This is a genomic window from Nocardia aegles (assembly GCF_052545135.1).
Map to the genome: position 1 here is coordinate 242,238 of NZ_JBQWRI010000008.1, position 25,898 is coordinate 268,135.

At 69.7% G+C, this 25,898-nt stretch carries 2 protein-coding genes; both read left to right on the top strand.

Features of this window, described 5'->3' with window-relative positions:
* The first annotated feature begins 607 nt into the window (after positions 1-607).
* Positions 608-25,060 (top strand): non-ribosomal peptide synthetase, encoded by a 24,453-nt coding sequence (locus ACT89H_RS22460; RefSeq protein ID WP_445110608.1) that lies wholly within the window; start codon positions 608-610, stop codon positions 25,058-25,060.
* Positions 25,054-25,848, top strand: coding sequence for an FkbM family methyltransferase (locus tag ACT89H_RS22465; RefSeq protein WP_445110609.1), 795 nt, complete (start codon positions 25,054-25,056; stop codon positions 25,846-25,848). Before ACT89H_RS22460 ends, ACT89H_RS22465 begins: the two co-directional genes overlap by 7 nt.
* Positions 25,849-25,898 lie beyond the last annotated feature (50 nt).

Below are 25,898 nucleotides of genomic sequence, written 5' to 3' on the forward strand. Positions count from 1 at the left end.
TTTCAGTGGGTCCGGAGAATCTCGGTGAGCCGCTGCGACCCTTGCCCGCCCGCCTCCACGGTCACGTCGGTACCGGCTTGATTGCGGCCCTGACTCGGCATGTACTATGCCCGATCGCGGGTGTCTCTCACGGATTGTCCCTCGTGGTACCAGGCTCTTCTTCGGTGATACGGTGCCGGAGTCGCCGTACCGTGCGGGGTGTTCGATGCGCCCGCATTGCTCCGATCGCGATCCGAAACACCCGGCTTTCATGCGAAGGCAGCAGGTTTGATTCGACTAGACTCGGTCGGGCTGCTGTCAGATTGCTTGTACTACCAGAGTGTCGATGCTCCACCGCTGGTTCAAAAGTTCTGTTTTCAGATTTTGAGACGACCGGAAATGCCGACAATTGGGAGGTGTGCGAGCTGCTGTAGATGCCACGATGGTGTCCGCTTCGGACGCCTGGAACGGGCTGATCGAGCTACACGCGAAACCTGAAGGCGCGGCGAACAGCAGGGGTACGCCGCTCCTGAGCAGACCGAGTGCATATAAGCCAGATTTCGGACGCGGTGAGGCGGCGTGCTCCGCCGTGCCCGCACGCGTCCGGGTACGAATAAGGGGTTATGCGATGCATCTGAAGTCAGACGGAACCACCGATGGCGAACTGGGGCTGATTCCGCTCTCGAGCGCGCAGTACGGTATGTGGCTCGCAGACCATGTGCCCGGTGGACCGGCTGTCAACATCGCACACTGCGTCGAGATCGAGGGCGCGGTGGACTACGACGCGTTCACGCGGGCGGTGAACGACGGCGGTCACGAAACCGAGTCGCTTGTGGTGCGCGTGGTCGAATCCGACGGCCGGCCTTATCAATTCGTCGACCGCAGCATCGTCTACGACGAGCCGGTACTGGATTTCACCGGTGCCGACGATCCGGTCGCGACGGCGATGGAGTGGATGCGCCGCGACTACAACACCAAGGCTGTCGATCTCAGCCGCGACCGGCTCACCGAGACGAGACTCATCCGGGTCGGCGAAGACCACTACTTCTGGTACGGCCGCGCGCACCATCTGGTGATCGACGGCTACGGCGCCTTCAACAGCTTGACCCGGATGGCCGAGCATTACAATGCTCTGCTGGAGGGCAGGCCACCGACGCGACTGGACGCGGCGAGCCTGCACGACATCGTCGAAGCGGAGCAGGCCTATCGCGGCAGCGCGCGATATGAGGCGGACAAGGCATATTGGCTGAGTAAGGTTGCCGACCTGCCGAAGCCGGTCAGCCTGTCCGGCCGCACCGCCCGCTCCGGCAAGGTCGACCGCGTGGCCGGTTTGCAACTGCCCGCGCACTTGTCCGACCGGCTCGATCGCTATGCCGCCGAGGTGAACGCATCCGCCGCGCAGGTGGTGATCGCGGCGTTCGCCGCGTTCCTCGCCAGGATGACCGGCACCGAGGACGTCGCGCTGTCGCTGCCGGTGACCGCTCGGGTGACCAAGCGCCTGCGCAACGCCGCCGCGATGTTGGCGAACATGGTGCCGATCCGCTTCGCCGTACACCACTCGACCACCGTGGACGAACTGGTCCGCGCTTCGGTGTCCGAGCTCGTCTCGGCCATGCGCCACCAGCTGTACCGGTTCGAGGACCTGCGCCGCGACTCGGCCGCGATCGACTCGGCCGCGAACTCGTTCGGCCCGATCGTGAACATCCTGTTCTTCGACTCGGAGATCCGCCTCGGCTCGGCCGTCGGCCGCTACCGCGCACTGACCTCCGGCGCGCTCGACGATCTGCAGCTGAACCTGTACCGCTCGGGCGCGGACGCTCCGCTGCTCATCGAGTTGCACGGCAATCCGAACCTCTACGGGCAGGAGGAACTCGAGTCGCACGCCGACCGGTTCCTCGAGTTCCTGCGGCGCATGATGGACTCGCCGCTGGACACCCGGATCGGGGACATCCAGCTCGCCGGCCCCGCCGAGAAACTGCGCATCGTGGCGGAACTCGCGGGCCGCGACGGCGAATCCCCCTCGGCCACACTGGTGGATCTACTGTCCGGGCAGGCGGCGGCGACTCCGTCCGCGGTGGCGGTGACGGCGGAGTCCGCCACGCTCACCTATCGTGAACTCGACGAGCGATCCAACCGGTTCGCCCGCAGGCTCATCGCACTCGGCGCGGGACCGGAAGCGCTGGTGGCCATCGCGATGCCGCGGGACGCCGACCTGATCGTCGCCGTACTCGGCGTACTGAAATCGGGCGCGGGGTACCTTCCGCTGGACCCGGCCCATCCGGCCGAGCGGCTCGAATATGTTCTGGGCGACGCGAACCCGATCGCGGTGGTTACCACGCGGGGCATGCGTGAGCACGTGCCGGGCGATCCCGGCCGCGTGCTGCTGTTCGACGACGTTCTCGCCGGGGAGGAATCCGTGGACCCGATCACCGACGCCGATCGGACCGGCTCGCTGCGTCCCGACCACCTCGCCTATGTCATCTACACGTCCGGATCGACGGGCCGCCCGAAGGGCGTCTCGATCACTCACCGTGCCGTATCCACCTACCTGGTGAACTCGTGCGCGGAGATCGGGATTCGGTCCGACGACGTCTGGACGTTGTTCCACTCCTTCGCTTTCGACTACTCGGTCTGGGAAATCTTCGGGGCGCTGGTCACCGGCGGCCGGATCGTCGTCGTGGACGGTCCGACCACTCGCTCGCCGGACGATGTGGTGCGCCTCGCGGCGCGGGAGAAGGTCACCGTCTTCAGCCAGACACCGTCGGCGTTCTATCAGTTCGCCGCCGCACGGCAGCGGTACGCGCACGCCGGGGACCCGGACGGCGGGATGTCGCTGCGGCTGGTCGTGCTGTCGGGCGAAGCTCTCGATCCCGCCGGGCTGGCCGACTGGTACGAACACAACCCGGAGCTGCCGGTGCTGGCCAACAGTTACGGCATCACCGAGACCACCGTCTTCGTCACCTACACCGCCCTGACACCGGACATCGCCGTTCCGGGGGCGCCGAGCACGGTCGGTCCGGCACTGCCGGGCTTGCGAACCTATGTCCTGGACGGGCGGTTGCGTCCGTGCCCGCTCGGAGCATGGGGCGAGATCTACGTCGCTGGAACGCAGCTGGCTCGCGGCTATCTCAACCGGCCGGCGTTGAGCGCGGGACGTTTCGTCGCCGACCCCTTCGGCGGTCCGGGGCAGCGCCTCTACCGCAGCGGCGACGTGGCGCGCTGGAATCACCGGGGTGAGCTCGAGTATCGCGGCCGTGCCGACCAGCAGGTGCAGTTGCGCGGGTTCCGCATCGAGCTGGACGAGATCCGCAACGCGCTGCTGGCGCACGACAGCGTCGCCGCGGCAGTGGTCATCGTGCATCTGCCGGGCACGGAGGCAGCCCGACTGGTGGGGTACGTGGTGCCCGCCGTCGGCGCCACCTGTGCGCCGGAGGAGTTGCGCGCCCACGTCGGCGGGATGCTGCCGGAATACATGGTGCCGTCGAGCGTCGTGGTGATCGACGCGGTGCCGCTGACCGTGAACGGCAAGGTGGACTACCGGGCGCTGCCCGAGCCGGTGTTCGATTCGGCCGCCTATGTCTCGCCCCGCACGGTCGTCGAGGAATCGATCGCGGACGTCTTCGCCGAGGTTCTGGACATCGACCGGGTGGGCGTATTCGACAGCTTCTTCGAACTCGGCGGCAACTCGATCACCGCGACCAGCGCGGCCGTGCGCATCGCCGAAGTCACCCGGTGCGATGTGTCGGTGCGCGACCTGTTCGTCAAGCAGACCGTCGCGGAACTGGCCGCGCACGTCGAGGACGGACACCGCTCCGGCAGGCCCGTACTGCGGGCGGCCGACAGACCCGCCCCCATTCCGCTCGCGCCGGCGCAGAACAGGATGTGGCTGGTCAACCAGACCGATCCGGACTCGGCCGCCTACAACATTCCGCTGATCGTCCAGCTGACCGGACGGCTCGACGCGGCGGCGCTGCGTGCCGCGCTGACCGACGTGATCGATCGGCACGAATCGCTGCGCACCGTCTACCCCGCCGTGAACGGCGAAGGGACACAGGTGATCCTGCCTGCCGAGGAGGTGGTCGCGGGACTCGACCTGACTCCGCAGCCGACCGACCCGGACGACGTCGAGGACCGGATTCGCGACCTGGCCGCGATGGGTACCGATCTGCGCGAACGCGCCCCGATCCGGGTGGCGCTGCTCGCGACCGCCGACCGCACGCGGCATGTTCTGGCCGTCGTCCTGCATCACATCTGCTGTGACGGTTCGTCGCTGCGGCCGCTGGCGGCCGATGTCGCGGTTGCCTACGAGGCGAGGGCGCAGAAGAAGATCCCCGACTGGGAGCCGCTGAGCGTCCAGTACGCCGACTACAGCGTCTGGCATCGCAGCCTGCTCGGCGACCCGGAGGATCCGGATTCCCGGGCGGCCCGCCAGTTGCGGTACTGGTCGCAGCGTTTGGCGGGGATGCCGCCGGTTCTGGAGCTGCCCGCCGACCGGCCGCGTCCGGCCCGCCGGTCCATGCGTGGCGACGTAGCGGACACCGTGATCCCCGCGGAAACCTACGCCGGAATCGAGCGGCTGGCACGCGCGGCCAATGTCACGACGTTCATGGTCGTCCACGCCGCGCTGGCCGTGCTGCTGGCCCGGATGTCGGGCTCGGCGGACATCACCATCGGCACGCCGGTCGCAGGTCGCGGCGAACGCGCGCTCGAACCGCTCATCGGCATGTTCGTCAACACCGTTCCGTTGCGCACCGAGGTGTCGCCCGAGGAGTCGTTCACCGAGTTCTTGACGCGGGTCAAGGGCATCGACGTCGACGCCTTCGCCAACAGCGACCTGCCCTACGAGCGTGTCGTGGACGAATTACATCCGACGCGGTCGCCAGCGTACGCGCCGTTGTGCCAGGTGTATCTCGCGTTCGAGAACATGGGCCGGGCGAGCTTGGAGCTGTCCGAACTCACCGTCGAGCTGCTCGATCCGGGCGCCGAACCGGCGAAGGTGGACATCATCGTCACCGTCGCCGAGAACACCGCCGCGGGCGGCGACGTCGCGCTGCGCATCAACTACGCGACGGACCTGTTCGATCGGGAGACCGTCGAAGAGCTGGCCGAACGGCTGAATCGGGTGCTCGACGCGTTCGTGACGAATCCGCGCGGCCGGGTCGGTGACGTGGACTTGTTGTCGGGGGTCGAGCGTCTGGGATTGGTCCCGGCCTCCGGTGGTCGTGCCGAACCGCCCCGGGTGCTGGCGGACGTGCTGCTGGTAGGGGAGCGCACCGCGCCTGCCGTGGTGGCGGGTGACCGGGTGCTCTCCTATGGCGAGCTGGACGACTGGTCGAATCGCCTCGCGCGGGTACTGATCGATTGGGGCGTGGGTCCGGGGGACCAGGTCGCGCTGGCGATGGGGCGGTCGGTGGAGTTCGTGGTCGGTGTCTGGGCGGTAGCGCGGGCCGGTGCCGCGTTCGTGCCGGTCGATCCCCGCTATCCCAGCGAGCGAATCGCGCATCTGGTCGCGGACTCGAATATCGAGGTCGCGCTCACCGTCGAGGCGTCGTGCACGCTGCTTCCCGGCCACGTGCGGCAGCTGGTTCTCGACCATCCGGGCACCGAGGCGTTCCTCGCGGCGCAGTCCGCGGCCGCGGTGACCGACGCGGACCGTGTGCGGGCCTGCCGGGTGGCCGACGCGGCCTACGTGGTGTACACCTCGGGCTCGACCGGCACGCCGAAGGGCGTGGCCGTCACCCACGAGGGCTTGGCGAATTTCGCGATCGAGCAGCGGGAGCGCTATCGGGTCGATCGCAGGTCACGCGTGTTGCAGGTGGCTGCGCCGGGCTTCGACGCGGTGATGTTGGAATTGCTCATGGCGCACGCGAACGGCGCGGTGCTGGTCGTGTCGCCGCCGGAGGTGTTCGCCGGGGCGCAGCTGGCGGAGTTGATTCGCGCGCAGGAGGTCTCGCACGCGTTCGTGACCCCCAGCGTGCTGGCGACGATGTCGCCCGCCGGACTCGATTCGCTGCGGGTGCTGGTGGCGGGCGGGGAAGCGGTGTCGGCCGAGACGGTCGCCGTGTGGGCGCCGGGACGCCGGCTGCACAACGGGTACGGGCCGACCGAGACCACGATCATGGTGGCGATCAGCGATCCACTGTGCGTTGGCGATCCGGTCACCATCGGCGGCCCGATCCGCGGCGTCGACGCGGTGGTTCTCGACGACCGGTTGCGGCCCGTCCCGGTCGGGGTGACCGGACAGCTGTACGTCTCGGGTGTACAGCTGTCCCGCGGCTACCTCAACCGTCCCGGCTCTACCGCGGCGACGTTCGTCGCCAACCCGTACGGCCCCGCGGGCACTCGCATGTACGGCACCGGCGACTTGGCGCGCTGGACCGGCGATCACACCTTGGAGTATCTGGGGCGCACGGACTTCCAGGTCAAGATCCGCGGCCAGCGCATCGAACTCGGCGAGATCGAAGCCGTCCTCGCCGGACACCCCACCGTCGCGGCAGCCGTCGTGGTGGGCGTGCCCGCCGAGAGCGGATCCCGGCTGGCCGCGTACGTGGTGCCCGCCGACGGCGCGGTCGATACCGCGGAGTTGACGAGCTACGCGGCGCAACGCCTGCCGTCGCACATGGTGCCGGACACGGTCGTGGTGCTCGACACGCTCCCGCTGTCGTCGGTGGGCAAGGTCGATCGTGCCGCCCTGCCGGAGCCGGAATTCGCGCGCGCCGTGGAGTTCGTCGCGCCGCGCAACGCCACCGAGCAGATCGTGGCCGACATCTGCGCGGGTGTGCTCGGTATCGAACGCGTCGGCGTGCTCGACGGTTTCTTCGACCTCGGCGGCAACTCGCTGTCGGCTACCCGCGCGGCCGCGCAGCTCAGCGGCGCGTTCGGCGTCGAGGTGCCGTTGCGCGCGATCTTCGAGACGCCGACGATCGGGGCGCTGGCGGAGCGCCTGCGCAGCGCGGATGCGGCGACCCGGGCGCCGCTGGTGCCACAGGAGCGCCCGGCCCGGATCCCGCTGTCGCCCGCCCAGGCCCGGATGTGGTTTCTCAATCAGTTCGACACGAGCTCAGCGGTGTACAACATCCCGCTGGTCGTGCGGATGGCGGGAGACCTCGACGTGGCCGCGATGCACGCGGCGATCGCGGATGTGCTCGAACGGCACGAGGCGCTGCGGACCGTATACCCCGACAGCGACAGCGGGCCGCATCAGGTGATCGTATCGGCGTCGACGGCGCTGCCCCCGCTGACGCCGGTGCCGGTCCCGGCCGGCGAGGTCGAGGCGCGTGTCGCCGCCGAGGCGACTGTGGGCTTCGATGTCACCGCCGAGGTTCCGTTCCGGGTCGCCCTGCTGCGCATCGCGGCCGACGACCACGCTCTGGTGCTCGTCGTCCATCACATCAGCTTCGACGGGTCGTCGCTCGCACCGCTGGCCACCGACCTGATGACCGCCTACCGCGCCCGGGTCGTGGATGAAGCGCCGCAGTGGACGCCGTTGCCGGTGCAGTACGTGGATTACGCGCTGTGGCAACGGAAGATGCTCGGCAGCGAGGACGATCCGCACAGCCCGACCGCCGCCCAGACCCGGTACTGGCTCGCGGCTCTGTCCGGTCTGCCCGAGGTGCTGGATCTGCCCACCGATCGTCCGCGGCCCGCGAAGCAGTCCTTCCGCGGGGCGACGGTCTCGGCCACTCTGCCCGCGGATCTGCACCGTGCGGTGGTCGCGCTGGCCCGCAGCCACGACGCGACGGTCTTCATGGTGATGCACGCGGCCTACGCGGCACTGCTGGCGCGGCTGTCCGGTACCGGGGACATCGCGGTCGGCACACCGATCGCCGGTCGTGGCGAGCCCGGGCTGGACGGTTTGGTCGGTATGTTTGTCAACACCCTGGTGTTGCGCACCCACATCGAGCCCGGCGCGTCCTTCGTCCGGATCCTGGACCAGATCCGGGCTACCGACCTGGCCGCTTTCGAGAACGCCGATATCCCGTTCGAGCGGCTGGTCGAGGTACTGAATCCGCCGCGCTCGACGGCGCACGCGCCGTTGACGCAGGTCGGCTTCTCCTTCCAGAACATCGAGATCCCCACGGTGCGGTTCGAGGGCCTGACGGTCTCGGCGCAGCTGGCCGATCCGAGCGTGGCGAAATACGACTTGCACCTGAATCTGGTCGACGCCTTGGCGGCGGACGGCGAGCCGGGTGATATGGCGGTCGAATTCGGTTACGCGACAGACCTTTTCGACGAGGCGACGGTCAGCTCGATGTTCGACCGCTATCTGGCGTTGCTGCGCGCGATCGTCGGCGACCCCACCCGCGCCATAGGCGACATCGATCTGCTGACCCCGCAGGAGGCGCGCCGGATCGTGGCCCGGTCGAGCGGGTTGCGGACCCAGGCTCCTGCGGCGACGCTCGCCGACCTGTTCGCCGCGCAGGTGGCGGCGACGCCGGGACACCCGGCGGTGCTCGACGGCACCGGCGGTGCCCGGCTCGACTACCTGGAATTCGGTGCGCGGGTGAATTCGCTGGCCCGCGCGCTGATCCGGCGCGGCATCGGGCCGGAGTCCATCGTGGCGGTGGCGATGCGCCGCTCGGTGGATCTGCTGGCCACGCTGTATGCCATCCATGCGGCGGGCGCGGCCTACCTGCCACTGGACCCGGACCATCCGGTCGACCGGGTGCGCTCCGTTCTCGCCGCCGCGCGTCCCGCCGCGACCCTGACCCGTCCGCACGACCGGGCGAGTCTGCCCGGCGACGGGCCGATCTGGACGCTCGGCGAACTGGAGGCCGAGCACCTGGACACGTCGGCGCTGACCGATGCCGACCGGATCCGGCCGCTGCGCCCGGACGATCTGGCCTACGTCATCTACACCTCCGGTTCGACGGGGGTGCCCAAAGGCGTGGCGGTTCCGCACGCCGCGGTGGTCAACCAGTTGCGCTGGATGCGCGATCACTACCGGCTCGGCGAGGGCGATGTCATGCTGTTGCGTACCCCGGTGACGTTCGACCTGTCGGTCTGGGAATTGTTCTGCGCGCCGACCTGTGGCGCAGCCCTGGTCGTCGCCGGGCCCGACGCGCACGGCGACCCGCGTGAGATCGCCCGGCTGCTGGCGGAGTACCGCGTGACCACAGTGGATTTCGTGCCGTCACTGCTCGCGGCGTTCCTCGAGGTGGCGACTCCGGATCAGTTCCCGGACCTGCGGCGTGTGCTGTGCATCGGTGAGGCGTTGTCCGTCGAGCTCGTTCGCCGATTCCGGGATTTCGGCGATGCCCGCATCGACAACCTGTACGGCCCGACGGAGGCGGCGGTCAGCGTCACCGCCCACCGGATCGACGCGGTCGAAGGCGCGGCCGTGCCGATCGGCGTCCCCGAGGCCAACGTGACAGTGCACGTCATGGACTCGCGGCTGCATCCGGTACCGGTCGGTGTCACCGGTGAGCTGTACCTGGGCGGTGTGCAGCTGGCCCGCGGATACCACGGACGCCCGGACCTGACGGCGGCGACGTTCGTCGCCGATCCCTTCGGCGGCGCGCACGGCGCACGCCTCTACCGCACCGGTGACCTCGTGCGCTGGGACAACGACGGAAATCTGCGCTATGTCGGCCGCGCCGACACCCAGGTGAAGGTGCGCGGCCTGCGGATCGAACTCGGTGATATCGAAGCCGCGCTGCTCGCGCACGAGCAGGTGCGCGCGGCCGTCGCGCAGGTACGCGCCGACGGCGGCGAGCAGCGGCTGGTGGCCTACGTCGTCGCCGATCCCACGCTCGACGTCCGGCAGGTCCGCAGTTCGCTCCTGGACCGATTGCCCGCTTACATGGTGCCGTCGTCGGTCACCCGGATCGACTCGATTCCGCTCAGCGCCAACGGCAAAGTGGACCACCGAGCGCTGCCCGAGCCGGACGGCGGTGTCCGGGACACCGAGTTCCGGGCGCCGCAGGGGCTGGTCGAACAGGCGATCGCCGCGGTGTTCGCGGAACTGTTCGACCGCCCCGAGATCGGCGCGGACGACGATTTCTTCGAGTTGGGCGGCAACTCGCTCGTCGCGACGCGCGCGCTGAGCCGGATCGGGGACATCGTCGATGTGACCATTCCGGTGCGCGCGATCTTCGAGGCCCCGACCGTGTCCGCACTGTCCGAGCGCATCGCCCAGTTGCGCGCGGTCCCGAGTCTGCCCGCGCCGACGCGGGTGCCGCGACCGGACCGTATCCCGCTGTCGCACGCGCAGACCCGGATGTGGTTCCTGAACCAGTTCGACCCCGCCGCACCCGGATATGTCGTGCCGCTGGCGATCCGATTGGACGGCGCGCTCGATACGGCGGCTCTGACGGCCGCTGTCGGCGATGTCGTGAAGCGGCACGAGAGCCTGCGCACCATGTATCCGGCGGTCGACGGCACACCTACGCAGGTCGTGCTGAAGGCCGAAGACGTGCTGGCGAACTGCGATCTCACCCCGCAGGCGGTCGGCGAGCGGGAACTGCCGCACCGGCTGGCCGAATTCTGCGGCGCCGGATTCGACGTGGCCACGGGCGTGCCGCTGCGCGTGACGCTGTACCAGTTGTCGGATGAGGCGTGGACGCTCGCGCTGGCCGCGCACCACATCAGTTGCGACGGCTTCTCGGTGGCGCCGTTGGCCGCCGACCTGGTGACGGCGTATCGGGCGCGCTCCGGCGGCACCCCGCCGGACTGGGCGCCGCTGCCGGTGCAATTCGCCGATTACGCGCTGTGGCAACGTGCGGTCCTCGGTTCCGCGGACGACCCGGACTCGTCGGTGGCCCGCGACATCGCTTACTGGCGAACCCAACTCGCGGGCGTACCCGAGCTGCTCGAATTGCCGGCCGACCGGCCGAGGCCGACCGTGCAGTCCCAGCGCGGCGCGGTGATCCAGGTCGCGATACCCGGTGAACTGCAAGGCCGGGTGGAATCGCTGGCCCGACGGTCCGGCGCCACCACGTTCATGGTGGTGCACGCGGCGCTGGCGGTGCTGTTGTCCAGGCTGTCCGGCAGCGACGACGTCACCATCGGTGTGCCGCACGCGGGCCGGGGCGATCGATCGCTGGACCACCTGGTCGGAATGTTCGTGAACACCTTGGTACTGCGGTCGCGGATCACGCTCGACCAGAGCTTCGCGAGCCTGCTGGATGAGGTACGGCACACCGATATCGAGGCGTTCGAGCACGCCACCGTGCCGTTCGAGCAACTGGTGGACGCGCTGAATCCGGTGCGATCGACCGCGCACACACCGTTGTTCCAAGTGCTGCTCGCCTACCAGAACATGACGCGGGCTCGCGTGGAATTGCCGGGGCTCACCGTGGAGAACGTCGACCCGGGCGACAGCGCGGCGATCTACGACCTGCTGCTGATGATCAGCGAAGGCCACGGCACGCACAACGAGCCGACCGGCATGACGCTGCGGCTGACCTATGCCACGGACCTGTTCGACGAGGACACGGCGCGGCGCTTCGCCGACCGATTCGTCCGGGTACTCGATGCCGCGGCCCGGGACGCCGAGGCGGTCGTCGGGGAGATCGGGTTGCTCGACGAGGCGGAGCGGTCCCGAGTGCTGGAGCAGTGGAACGACACCGGTGGCTCCGCCGCACCGGGCCGCACGCTCGTCGATGTCTTCGACGCACAGGTCGCGCGCACCCCGGACGCCACGGCGCTGCGGCTTCCGGACGGAAGCACGTCGACCTACCGGGACTTCGACACGCGCGTCAACCGGCTGGCCCGCTGGCTCATCGAGCGCGGGGCCGGGCCGGAAACGATCGTGGCGGTGGCCGTCCGCCGATCGGCCGAGCTGGTCACGGCTCTGTACGCGGTGGTGAAGGCGGGAGCCGCGTTCCTGCCGATCGACCCCGACCACCCGAGTGCGCGCATCGCGCACGTGCTGGGCGCGGCCCGACCGTTGCTGGTGCTGACGACCACCGCCGACAGCGAGAGCCTGCCCGACGGATTCGAGTGCGCCCGAATCGACCGACTGGACGTCACCGGCCTGTCCGGCGCCCGGATCACGGAGGCGGAGCGACGCACACCGCTGCGGCCGAACCACCTGGCCTACGTGCTGTTCACCTCCGGATCCACCGGCGTCCCCAAAGGTGTGGCCCTGACCCATGCCGCCACCGTGAGTCAGCTCGCGTGGGCTCAGCAGCAATGGCCGCACGGAACGTCCGACGCGGTGCTGCACAAGACACCGATCACGTTCGACATCGCTGTATGGGAATTGTTCTGGCCGTTGCAGACCGGCGCGCACATCGTCATCGCCGAACCGGGCGGACACCGCGATCCCGCATACCTGGCCGAGGTGATCGCACGCACTGAGATCACCACCGTGCATTTCGTCCCGTCGATGCTCGATGTTCTGCTGGAATCGGCCGCTGGCACCGAATCGCCCTCGGTCCGGCGGGTGTTCGTCGCGGGGGAGGCGCTGGTGCAGCGCACCGTCGACGCCGCGGCGCAGGTCTTCGTGCACGCGGAGCTGGTGAACTGGTACGGGCCGGCGGAAGCGGAGGTGGTCACCGCGCAGCGGTGCGCCCCGGGTGCGGCGACCGTCGCCGCGGTGCCGATCGGAGCGCCGTGCGCGGGCACGAAGGTCTACGTGCTCGATTCGCGGTTGCGGCCGGTGCCGGTCGGGGTGGTCGGAGAGCTGTACGTCTCGGGTGTCCAAGTGGCGCGCGGGTACCACGCACGCGCGGATCTCACCTGCGGCGCCTTCATCGCGAACCCGTTCGGCGGGGCGGGGGAGCGGCTGTACCGGACCGGTGACCTGGTGCGGTGGCGCAAAACCGGCGAGCTGGAGTACCTGGGGCGCAGCGACTTCCAGGTGAAGGTGCGCGGTCAGCGGGTGGAGCCCGGCGACATCGAAACCGCGCTGCGCGCTGTCGGGCAGGTGGCGCGCGCGGTGGCCATCGTGACGACGGATCGCATCGTCGGTTACGTGACGTTGGTGCCGGGCGCGGTGACCGACGGCCGCGCGATCCGCGAAGAGCTGACGCGTACCCTGCCGTCGTACTTGGTTCCGGACGTCGTGCAGGTGCTCGACGCGATGCCGCTCACCGCCAACGGCAAGCTCGACCGGTCGGCGCTGCCCCGGCCGGTGTTCGACGACGGCGAGAAGTTCATCTCGCCCCGCACCGACACCGAGGTGGTGCTGGCGCGTCTGGTCGCCGAGCTCACCGGCGCCGAGCGGGTGAGCGTGACCGCGAACCTCTTCGAGATCGGTGTCAACTCGCTGTCGGCCGCCCAGCTCGCGGCACGGGCTCGAGCGGGCGTCGGTGTCGAGGTCGGTATCCGGGACGTTTTCGACGCACCGACGATCTCCGCCCTGGCTCAGCGGATTTCGGCGCGGACCCGATCCACCGCCGCGCCGCTGACCGCGCGGCAACGCCCCGGCGCGATCCCGTTGGCGGCGGCGCAGCGGCGGATCTGGTTCCTCAACCAGTTCGACACCTCGTCGGCGGCCTACAACATCTGCTTTGCGGCCCGCTTGACCGGTCCGCTGGAGACCGATGCGCTGCGGGCCGCGTTCCTCGACGTGGTGACCCGGCACGAGCCCTTGCGGACGGTGTATCCGCTCGTCGACGGCGAACCCTGCCAGGTCGTGCGAGACATCGCGACGGTCGCCGCGGACCTGGCGTTCGAGCCGGAGCCGCTGGCCGGCGCGACCGAACTGGCCGGCCGGATCCGGAACGTAGTGGAGGCGGGATTCGACATCGCGGAATCGGTACCCGTGCGAGTGCGGCTGTACTGCACCGCGCCGCGGGAACATGTGCTGGTGGTGGTGGTCCATCACATCGCGGCCGACGGGGCGTCGATGGCTCCGCTCGCCCGCGACGTGTTCGCCGCGTACCGGGCGCGGGTGAGCGGGCATGCGCCGCGGTGGGAACCGCTGGCGGTCCAGTACGCCGATTACGCGATGTGGCAGCAGGAGCTGCTCGGCTCCGAGGACGATCCGGCGGCACTGATCGCACGGCAGATCGAGTACTGGACCGGCGCTCTCGACGGTTCCCCGGAGCTGCTCGCCCTGCCGACGGACCGGCCGAGGCCGGCCACGCTCTCGACCGACGGCGCCACCGTCCGGTTCGAGCTGCCCGCGCGGCTGCACGACGACATCGTGCGGCTGGCCCACCGGGAGGGCGTCACCGTGTTCGTCGTGCTGCACGCGGCCCTGGCGATCCTGCTGGCGCGCACCGCGCACAGCGACGACATCTCGGTCGGCACCCCGGTCGCCGGTCGTGGCAGGCCGGAGCTCGACGATCTGGTCGGCATGTTCGTCAACACCGTGGTGCTGCGTACGCGCATCGACGAGGACCGGTCGTTCCGGGACCTTCTCGCCGAGGTGCGTGATGTCGACCTGGACGCGCTCGCCCACGCCGACCTGCCCTACGAACGGCTCGTCGACGTCATCGGGCGCCCGCGTTCCACGGCCTATTCGCCGCTGTTCCAAGTGATGTTCGGGTTGCAGAACACCGCGGCGGCCCGGTTCGAGCTGCCGGGGATCGGTGTCGAGATCATGGATCCCGGCCTCGCGCAGGCCAAGGCCGACCTCACCGTGCTGGTGACCGAGCGCCGCGAGGGCGATCGTCCCGCCGGGATCGACGGCGAGATCATCTATGCCACCGATCTTTTCGTCGAGTCGACCGCATGCGCGCTGGCGGAGAGGTTCCTCCGCGTCCTCGAGGCGGTCACTTCCGATCCGGCGCGGGCGATCGGCTGCATCGGTCTGCTGAGCGCCGCCGACACCGAACATCTGGTGCCCGCCCGAGGCGGCGACCCTGCGGAGCCCTGCCTGCTTCCGGACCTGCTCGCCCGGGCCGTGGCCGCGGCTCCTGCGGCGGTGGCCCTGATCGGGGACACCGAATCCGTCACGTACGAACAGCTGGATGCCAGGGCCAACCGGCTCGCTCGCCACCTGCTCACCCGGGGGGCCGGGCCGGGGGTGTTCATCGCGCTGGCCGTGCCGCGCTCGGTCGACTATCACATCGCCATGTGGGCGATCGCGAAGACCGGCGCCACCTTCGTTCCGGTCGATCTGCGCTATCCCGCCGAGCGGATCGCGCACATGGTGAGCGATTCCGGGGTCGACATCGGGATCACGCTGGCGACCGCACGCGCGGCGCTGCCCGATGATGTGCGCTGGCTGGTGCTCGACGATCCGCGCACGGCGGAGGAGATCACGGCGCAGGCCGGTACTGCGGTGACGGACGCGGATCGCGGACGTGTTCTGCGGATCGAGGACGCCGCGTACCTGATCTACACCTCCGGTTCGACGGGAACACCCAAGGGCGTCGTGGTCACGCATGCCGGGCTGGCGAACTTCGCGGCCGAGCAAACCGATCGCTACCAGGTCGACCGCACGTCCCGGGTGCTGCAGGTGGCGGCGCCGGCGTTCGACGCGGTGCTGCTCGAAGCGTTGATGGCCCATGCGGCCTGCGCGGCATTGGTCGTGTCGCCCCCGGAGGTGTTCGGTGGGCCGGATCTGGCCGAGCTGATCCGGACACATCAGGTGTCGCACGCGTTCCTGACACCGAGCGTGCTGGCCACGATGGCGCCCACCGGTCTGGAATCGGTGCGGATGCTCGCGGTGGGTGGCGAGATGGTGCCCGCCGAGCTGATCGCCACCTGGGCGCCCGGACGGCGGTTGCACAACATCTACGGCCCGACCGAGACGACGATCGTGATCACGATGAGCGACCCGGTGCAGCCGGGCGATCCGATCGCGATCGGCGGCCCGATCCGTGGCGCGGAGGCCTTGGTGCTGGACGCGCGTTTGCGTCCGGTGCCGGTGGGAGTCGCCGGGGAGCTGTACCTTTCGGGTGCCCAGCTGGCGCGCGGATACCTCGACCGGCGGGCGGTCACGGCCGGTGCGTTCGTCGCGAATCCCTACGGCAGGCCGGGCGCGCGGATGTACCGCACCGGTGACATCGTCCGCTGGACGGCGTGGCACACGATCGAATACGTCGGCCGCAGCGACTTCCAGATCAAGATCCGTGGCCAGCGCATCGAACTCGGTGAGATCGACGCGGCGCTGCTCACCCATCCGGCGGTGGCCGCCGCGGTGACCGTGAGCCGTACCGGACCGGGCGGACACCCGGTGCTGGCCGCCTACATCGTGACCGAAGCCGGAACGGTCGCCGATCCGGCGACCGTGCTCGAACACGTCGCGTCGGTATTGCCCGCGCACATGGTGCCGTCGGTGCTCACCGTGCTCGAGCGCATGCCGATCACCTCGACCGGCAAGGTGGACCGGAAAGCGTTGCCGGAGCCGGTCTTCCGAGCCGATGCAGACGACGCGGAGGCGGCGTCCACCGATCTGGAACGCACCGTGGCCGCCGCGTTCGCGGATGTTCTCGGTGTCGATTCGGTCGGTGTCACCACGTCGTTCTTCGCTCTCGGCGGCGATTCGATCCTGTCGATTCAGCTGGCTTCCCGGTTGAAGTCGGCCGGTGTGGTCGTGACAGCACGCGACATCTTCGAGCAGAAGACCGTCCGGGGTCTGGCGCGGGTCGCCGCGGCCACCGAACGGACGTCGCTCGCGGAGTTGCCGGGTGGTGGCGTAGGCGAGATCCCGTTCACCCCGGTGGTGTCCTGGTTCACCGAGCGCCTCGGCGCCGCCCCGCGGTTCGCTCAGTCGATGCTGGTGCGCTTGCCGCGCGACGCGCGGGTCGAGGACGTGACCGCGACGGTGCTGGCCGTGCTGCGTCAGCACGACATGTTGCGCGCGCGGCTGCGCGAACAGTGCTTGGAGGTGCCGCCGGCAAGCGCCGCGGATGCCGCGGGCGCCGTGCTGACCCGTACGTTCGGCGTGCGCGAGATTCCGGGGAGCGTAGGTTTCACCGCGGTGCTGGAAGCGGCGCTGGCCGAGGCGTCGAATCGACTGGACCCGGCCGCGGGCCGGATGCTGCAGGTCGTGTGCCTGCTGCCCGCATCGGGCGTCGACGCCGAAGCGCGGGCGCTGGTGGTCGTCCACCACCTGGCGGTCGACGGTGTGTCCTGGCGAATCCTGATTCCGGACTTCGCGACCGCCTGGCAGCAGGTCACGCAGAGGCGAGCGGTCGAACTGCCCGCGCAGGGAACGTCCATGCGCCGGTGGGCGCACGCGGTGGCCGACGCCGCCGCGGCCCGCGCCGAGGAGTTCGAACTGTGGCGCCGGATGGGCGCGGCGCCGGATCCGCTGCTCGGCCGCGCGGTGCTCGATCCCGCCGTCGACACCCAGTCGACCGTGCGGCATCTGACGGTGTCGATCCCGGCGGAGGTCACGTCGGCGTTGCTCGACGCGGTGCCGAAGGCCGCCCACGGCACCGTCGACGACGCGTTGCTGGCCGGCCTCGCCGTGGCGACGACGCGCTGGCGCCACCGGCGCGGTGTCGCGCACGCGGGTGTGAAAGTCCTGTTGGAGGGGCATGGCCGCGCCGAACAGATCGCCGAGGGAGCGGATGTCTCCCGCACGGTGGGCTGGTTCACCAACACCTATCCGGTAGCGCTCGACCTGAGCGGAGTCGATGCGGACGATCCGCGGGCCGCGGTGAAGTCCGTGAAAGACCAACTGCGTGCCATCCCGGACAAGGGAATCGGCTACGGCCTGCTGCGCTATCTGCACCCCGACACCGGTGACCGGCTCGCGGCACTGCCGGAGCCGCAGATCGGTTTCAACAATCTGGGCCGGGTCGGCGTCGATCTCACGACACTGTCGGACCTCGCGTGGATTCCGACCGACGAGCCGTTCGACCGCTGGGCGGCCTTCGATCCGGACATGCCCGCGGTGGCGGCCGTCACGATCGACGTGCACATCGCGGATACCGCGGCGGGACCGCGCCTGTCGGCGCAGATCGGTTACGCGTCCCGGCTGCTCGAACGCGACGATGTGGCCGAGCTCGCCGACGAATGGGTCGGCGCGGTGACCGCGATCGCCACCGCGGCTCTCGCGGACGAGGATTGGGGCTTCACCCCCGCCGACATTCCGCTCGTCGAGGTCACGCAGTCCGACCTGGACACGTTCGCCGACCGCTACGGAGCACTCGGCGATGTCTGGTCGCTGGCGCCGTTGCAGGCGGGACTGCTGTTCCACGCCGAGCTCGCCGCGGGTGACCTCGACGTCTACACGGCGCAATCGACGCTCGTGCTCGCCGGTGAGATCGACGAGAGTCGGCTCGAGCGCTCTGCCGCGGCCTTGCTGGAGCGCCATCCCAATCTGCGCGCGGCCTTCGTCCGAACGGCCGATGGTGTTCCGGCGCAGGTGATTCCGGCGGCCGCGGCGGTGCGCTGGCGTCGGGTCGCATTGCGTGACGGCACGACGACACCGGAGGCGCTGATCGCGGCGGAGCGAGCGGTCCCGTTCGATCCCGCCGATCCTCCGTTGCTGCGGTTGCTGCTCATCGAGGTGGCGCCGCAGGACTTCCGGCTGGTGCTGACGGCGCACCACCTGCTGCTGGACGGCTGGTCGTTGCCCTTGCTGTGGCGGGAGTTGATCGGCCTCTACGCGGTCGGCGCGCGAGCGGAGCTGCTGCCCCCCGCCGCGTCGTACCGCGGCTACTTGGAATGGCTGGATCGGCGTGAGCCGTCGACCGGAATCGAGGTGTGGCGCGAGGTCCTGCGTGATGTCACCGAACCGACGCTGGTCGCCGACGCGCGCACGCACACGACCGTCGGCATCCCGGTCGACCTGCCCGTGGTGCTGGATCGTGCCGCCACCGCGGAACTGGTGGAATTCGCTCGGTCGCGGGCGGTGACCATGGCGACGATCGTGCAGTTCGCCTGGGCGGTGGTGCTGGGGAACCTGCTCGGTACCGAGCGCGTGGTGTTCGGCAGCACGGTGTCGGGACGTCCGGCCGATCTGCCGGATGTGGAGTCGATGATCGGCTTGTTCATCAACACGATCCCGGTCGCGGTGCACGTCCCGCGGGCCTGGACCATCGAGGACGCGCTGCGGCGGTTGCAGGCCGACAACACCCACCTGCTGGATCATCACGACGTCGAACTGTCCCGGATCCTGGCGAACGCGGGCGCTGCCGAGCTGTTCGACACGCTGGTCGTCTTCGAGTCGTATCCGGTCGACAGCAGTGGCCTGGGCGACGCGGACATCGACGGCATGCGGGTGGTCGCGGCGGACGGAAGCGACGCCGCGCACTACCCGATCACAGTGCAGGCGCACCAGACCGATGAGCTGCACGTGATGATCCGCTACCAGCAGGCCCGCGTGGACGACCGCACGGCCGCCGGTCTGGCCGCTCGTCTGGACACCGTGCTGCGCGCCATCACGATCGATCCGGAGGCACGGCTCGGCGCGGTCGATCTGCTGACCGCGGACGAGCGACGTGACCTGGTGCCCGCGACGGGCGGGCCCGCCACAGCGCCCCGGGTGCTGGCGGAGCTGTTGTCCGCCGGTGCCGCGGTGCGTCCCGAGGCGACAGCGGTGATTTCTACCGAGCACTCGATGTCGTACGCGGAGTTGGACGCCTGGTCGAATCGTGTCGCGCGTGAGCTGATCGACTGGGGCGTCGGCCCCGGCGACCACGTGGCGCTGGCGATGCCCCGATCGGTGGAACTCGTGGTCGGCATGTGGGCGGTCGCCAAGACCGGCGCCGCGTTCCTGCCCGTCGATCCGCGTAACCCCGCCGAACGCGTCGGGCATATGGTCGCCGATTCCCAGGTGCGGGTCGCGGTCACGATCGAGGCGACACGAGAGCTGGTCTCCGGCCCCGTCCGGCGGCTCGTGCTCGACGATCCGCACACCCGGACGGCGCTCGAGGCGCGGTCGTCGGCCCCGGTGACCGACACGGATCGGACCCGGACGCAACATGTTCGCGACACCGCCTACGTGCTGTACACCTCGGGCTCCACCGGAACCCCGAAGGGCGTCGCGGTCACCCACGAGGGTCTGGCCAACTTCGCGGCCGTGGAACGTGACCGCTTCGGCGTGGACAGCCGATCGCGGGTATTGCAGGCGTCCGCTCCCGGCTTCGACGTCGTGGTCCTCGAACTGCTGCTGGCCCACACCAGCGGCGCGGCGCTCGTGGTGGCGCCGCCGGAGGTGTTCGGCGGCCCCGAACTGGCGGACTTCATTCGGCAGCAGCGCGTCTCGCATTCCTTCATGACGCCGAGCGTGCTGTCGACGATGTCGCCGGAGGGGTTGGATTCCCTGCGGGTGCTGATGGCCGGTGGCGAGGCCGTGACGCCGGAGATCGTGACGCAGTGGTCACCGGGCCGGCGACTGCTGAACGGATACGGTCCGACCGAGACGACGATTCTCGCCGGAATCAGTGGTCCGCTGCGTCCCGGTGCGGCGGTCACGATCGGTGGACCGCTCAGCGGCGTCGAGGCCGTCGTACTGGATGCCTGGCTGCGGCCGGTGCCGGTGGGCGTGGTCGGTGAGTTGTATCTCGCCGGTGTGCAACTGGCCCGCGGATACGTGAACCGTCCGGTGGCGACGTCGAGCGCGTTCGTCGCGAATCCGTTCGGCGCGCCGGGCTCGCGCATGTACCGCACCGGCGATCTGGCTCGCTGGACGCCGGAGCACACCGTGGAATACCTCGGCCGCAGCGACTTCCAGGTCAAGATCCGCGGGCAACGGATCGAGCTCGGTGAGATCGAGGCTGTGCTCATCGCGCAACCCGGTGTGGAGAACGCGGTCGTCGTGTTGCACACGGACGACCGCGGCGTCGCCAGGCTCGTCGGCTATCTGGTCGGCGCCGAGGACGTGGACGCGGAGGAAGTCCGGGCCGCCGCGCGGCTGCGGCTGCCCGCCCACATGGTGCCGGACAGCTGCACGGTTCTCGCCGAATTCCCCCTCACCAGAACCGGAAAGCTCGATCGCCTCGCGCTTCCCGCCCCGCGGTTCTCGGCGGCGCGGGCCTGGACCGCGCCGCGTACGGAGACCGAACGGCGGGTCGCGGAAGTATTCGCGAGTGTCCTGGACACCGACCGGGTCGGGGCGCAGGACAGCTTCTTCGATCTCGGCGGCAACTCGTTGTCGGCGACGCGGGTGACCGCTCGGTTGGGCACCGCGCTCGGCGTGCGCGTCGGCGTTCGCGACCTGTTCGAAGCACCGACGGTCACCGAACTCGCCGCCCGCTTGGACGCCTCCGAGCGGATGGCCCGGCTGCCGCTGGTACCGCGCACCCGTCCGGCGCTGGTGCCGTTGTCGCTGGCGCAGCAGCGAATGTGGTTCCTCAACCAGCTCGACACCTCCGTGGGCGCGTACAACATCCCGCTGGTGATCCGGCTGAAAGGCGAACTCGACCTCGACGCGTTGCGGCGCGCGTGCGAGCTGGTGATCGATCGGCACGAGTCGTTGCGGACGAAATTCCCGATGACCGACGGGACACCGCACCAGGTCGTGGTTCCCGTCGAGGAGGTCGCGACCGCGCTGACCACCGTTCCAGTCGAGGCGCAGCGGCTGATGGAACAAGTGCTCGCCACCGTCTCGGCGAGCTTCGACGTGACGCAGGCGCCCCCGCTGCGAGTCGCGTTGTTCCGGCTCGGCGACGACGAGCATGTTCTGGTCATCGCCGTGCACCACATCTGCGCCGACGGCCAGTCCATGATGCCGCTCGCACGGGACGTTGCGGTGGCCTACCAGGCGAGCAAGCAAGGAACACAACCGTTCTGGCCCGCACTCACGGTGCAGTACGCGGACTACACGCTGTGGCAGCGCGACGTACTCGGTGACGAGCACGACCCCGGTTCGGTCATGTCCCGGCAGCTGCGCTTCTGGACCGACACCCTCGGCGGGCTGCCCGAGCTGCTCGAACTGCCCACCGACCGGCCGCGCCCGCCGGTGGCGTCCATGCGCGGCCGGACCGTCGATTTCGAGATCTCCGCCGCGTTGCAGCAACGAATCGGCGAGGTCGCGCGCGCGGCGAACGCGACGGTCTTCATGGTCGTGCACGCGGCGCTGACCGTCCTGCTGTCGCGGTCGGCCCGCACCGACGATGTCGCGGTGGGCACTCCGGTGGCAGGCCGTGGGGAGCGCGAACTCGATGATCTGATCGGGATGTTCGTCAACACCCTGGTGCTGCGGTCACGGGTGTCGTCGTGCCAGTCGTTCGCCGACCTGCTCGCGGCGACGCGGGACACGGATCTGGCCGCGTTCGCCCATGCCGATGTGCCCTTCGAGCAGGTAGTGGAGGCGATCAATCCGCCGCGTTCCACGGCCCATCTGCCGCTGTACCAGGTGACGCTCGATGTGCAGAACCTCAGCAGGGCCGCGTTGGAACTGCCGGGGCTCACCGTCGAGCCGGTCGAGAACGGTTTCGAACCCGCGCAGGCCGACCTGAACCTGAATCTGGTCGAACGGTCCGGAGCGCAGGGGCAGGCGGACGGCATCCGGGGACGCCTGACCTACGCCACCGACCTCTTCGTCGAGGAGACGATGACGCGGTTCGCGGCGGCCTTCGTGCGGATCTTGGAGCAGGTGACCGCGAACCCGGAGGTCGCCGTCGGTGACATCGACCTCGTGGGCCCGGCACAGCGTCGGGAGTTGCTCGGCGCGGCCGGTGGCGCCGGGGTTGCGGTGCCGGAGACGACTCTCGCGGACCTGTTCACCGCCCAGGCCGCCGCGCGGCCGGACGCCGTCGCGGTGACCGACGGCGCGTCGCGGCTGACCTACGCGGAGCTCGATCGGCGTTCCGCCGCGGTGGCCGCTCGGCTCGTGGAGCGAGGAGTGGGTCCGGAATCGCTGGTGGCCGTGGCGTTGCCGCGTTCGGCGGATCTGATCGTGGGCCTGCTCGGCGTCGTGCGCGCGGGTGCCGGATATCTGCCGCTGGACGTGGCGTATCCGCCCGAACGGTTGCGGTTCATGCTCGACGATGCGCGGCCGGCGGCGGTTCTGACTTCGGCGGGTATGTCCGCGGCGGTTCCCGAGTGCGCCGCGCCGGTACTGCTCGTCGAGGAGTGCGCGAACGACTCTGCGGGCGATCCGGATCCAGTGATATCGGGAGCGCGACCGGGCAACGTCGCCTACGTGATCTACACGTCGGGATCGACGGGCCGCCCGAAGGGCGTGACGGTCGGCCACCGGGAAGCGGTCACTCTGTTCACCCACGCGGCCGAGCGATTCGACCTCGGACCCGACGACGTGTGGACGATGTTCCATTCCTACGCTTTCGATTTCGCGGTGTGGGAGATCTGGGGCGCGCTGCTGTCCGGTGGCAAGGTGGTCGTGGTCGACTACGACACCTCCCGGTCGCCGGAGGCGTTCGTGGAGGTCGTGGCGCGGGAGGGTGTAACGGTGTTGAGCCAGACGCCGTCGGCGTTCTACGGATTCGTCGACGCCGAACGCCGCTATCGGGAAGCAGGTTGTCCCGCGGGCGAGCTCGCATTGCGCTATGTCGTCTTCGGTGGCGAAGCGCTGGACGCGTCCCGGTTGGCCGACTGGTTCGCCGCGCACGCGGCGGGAACGCCACGGCTGATCAACATGTACGGCATCACCGAGACGACCGTGCACGTGACGTTCTCCGAGGTCACGCAGCCGGACGCGGCCGGGATCGGTGTGCCGCTGCCCGGATTGCGGGTGTACGTCCTCGACGACCGGCTGCGTCCGGTGCCGATCGGTGTCGCCGGAGAGATCTACGTGGCCGGTGGCCAGCTCTCCCGCGGGTATCTCGAGGCCGCGGCACTGACCGCGGGCCGATTCGTGGCGAATCCCTTCGCTGCCGACGGCGCCCGGCTCTATCGCTCCGGCGACGTCGGCCGCTGGCGGCGGTCCGCGAGCGGGCTGGAGTTGACGTACGCGGGCCGGGCCGACGCACAGGTGCAGTTGCGCGGCTTCCGCATCGAGCTCGGTGAGGTGGAGGCGGCGCTGCTGCGGCACCCGCTCGTCACCCAGGCCGCGGTCGCGGTGCACCGGCACGATCGCGAGGTGGATCAGCTGATCGGCTACGTCGTCGGCGTCGACGGCGAGCGGATCGATCCGGCCGAGGTCCGCGAGACCGCCGCCGCGGTGCTGACCGGCTACATGGTGCCCGCGGCGATCATGGTGCTGCCCGCGCTGCCGTTGACGGTCAACGGCAAGCTCGACCGAAAAGCACTGCCCCATCCTGAGTTCCAGGAGTCGGCGATCGCGTTCGTGGCGCCTCGCACCCACACGGAGAAAATGATCAGCGAGGTCTACGAGCAGGTCTTGGGCGTCGCGCGGGTCGGCGCATCGGACGGATTCTTCGATCTCGGCGGTAACTCGCTGCTGGCCACCATGGTGGTGACCGAGTTGCGCGGCCGAGGCGTGACGATCCAGTTGCCGTGGATGTTCGACGACGCGACGCCGCGAGCGCTGGCGGCCAGGGCCGACGGCGCGGCGGGCGGCTCGGGGTTGCAAGTGCTGCTGCCGCTGCGCGCGCACGGCCCGAAGCCCGCGGTGTTCGCGGTGCACCCCGCGGGCGGGCTGGCGTGGTTCTACGGCGGAGTGGTCGAACATCTGCATCGGGACCGGCCGGTCTACGGTTTGCAGGATCCCCACGTCGTGGCGGGTGAACCTGGTGCGCATTCCGTCGACGAACTCGCGGAGCGCTATGTCGCCGAGATCCGCCGAGTGCAGCCGAACGGGCCCTATCACCTGCTGGGGTGGTCGCTGGGCGGTGCGATCGCACATGCTGTCGCGGTCCGGCTCCAGCAAGCGGGACAGCAGGTCGGTGTGCTCGCCATGATGGACAGCGCCGTCGGTGACCCGGAGGCGCTGAGCACCAGCGCGGACGACCCGGCTCCCGGCGAGCTGATGGCCGATCTGCTCGGTGGCTGGCGTGAGCTGTTCGACCTCGGCGCCGAGGTGGCGGCGCAGACCCACGATCAGGCCTGGGCGGTGATCCGCGATCAGGTGACCGCCACCGGGATGTTCACCGCCGAACAGGTCGACCGGGTGATGGAGAGCTTCGAGACCGCGGGCGGTATCGCCCGGGAATACCGGCCGGGCGTGTTCGACGGAGATCTGCTCTTCTTCGCCGCAGGAAGGGACCGCGCGGACCACGACGCCGTCGTGCGGACGTGGCGGCCGTTCATCACCGGCGACCTGCACAACACGGTCGTCGACGCACGACATCTCGAGTTGACCCACCCGCACGCGCTGGCCGTCATCGGCCCGATTCTCGAAAGGTTCGTGAACGCATGCTGAAGGCTCTCGATCGACTCCAGCAAGTTCGGCTCGAGGACGGCAGGACGGTCGCCTGCACCAGTCCGGCCGAGGCGCGGATGTTGTGGGGCGAGATGTCGACCGACGGCTTCTATCGGACGGCGGCCGCGCTGCTACGGCCCGGGGACATCGCACTCGATATCGGCGCGAACATTGGCCTGAGCGCGATGATGTTCGCCGACACCCGCCCCGGCGTCCGGGTGATCGCCGCCGAGCCGGCCCCGGCGACCTTCGACTGTCTGCAACGCAATATGGCCGCTCACGTGCCGGACGGCGTGCCGCTGCGCGTGGCGGTCGGTGCGGCGCCCGGTAGCGCGTCGTTCACCTGGTACCCCCGGGCCTCGGCGAATTCGGGTCTCTATGCCGACCGCGAAGCGGACGACCGGGCCACCGAGATCTACCTGCGCAACAGCGGCCTGAACGACGAGGCGATCGCCCTCATCACCGCCGGGCTGCACGAGGGGGAGCGAATGGACGTCGAGGTCACCACCGTGTCGCGGATACTCGCCGAGCACGGCCGCAACGCGGAGGTCGGCTTGCTCAAGGTCGACGTCGAGCGAGCGGAACTCGATGTGCTGCGCGGTATCGCCGACGCGGACTGGCCGCGCATCCGCGCCGTCGTCGCCGAGGTGCACGATCGGGATGATCGCTTGGCGCAGTGCTGCGAATTGCTGAGCCGACACGGCCTGTACGCGCGAACGCGCCAGGACCCGAGCCTGGCCGGAACCGAACTGCACGAGATCTACGCCGTCCGGCCGGAGACCCTCTGACGGTCGTGCCGTGCTGCGCCATCCCGGCACGGGAACCGCCCGCGGACGAT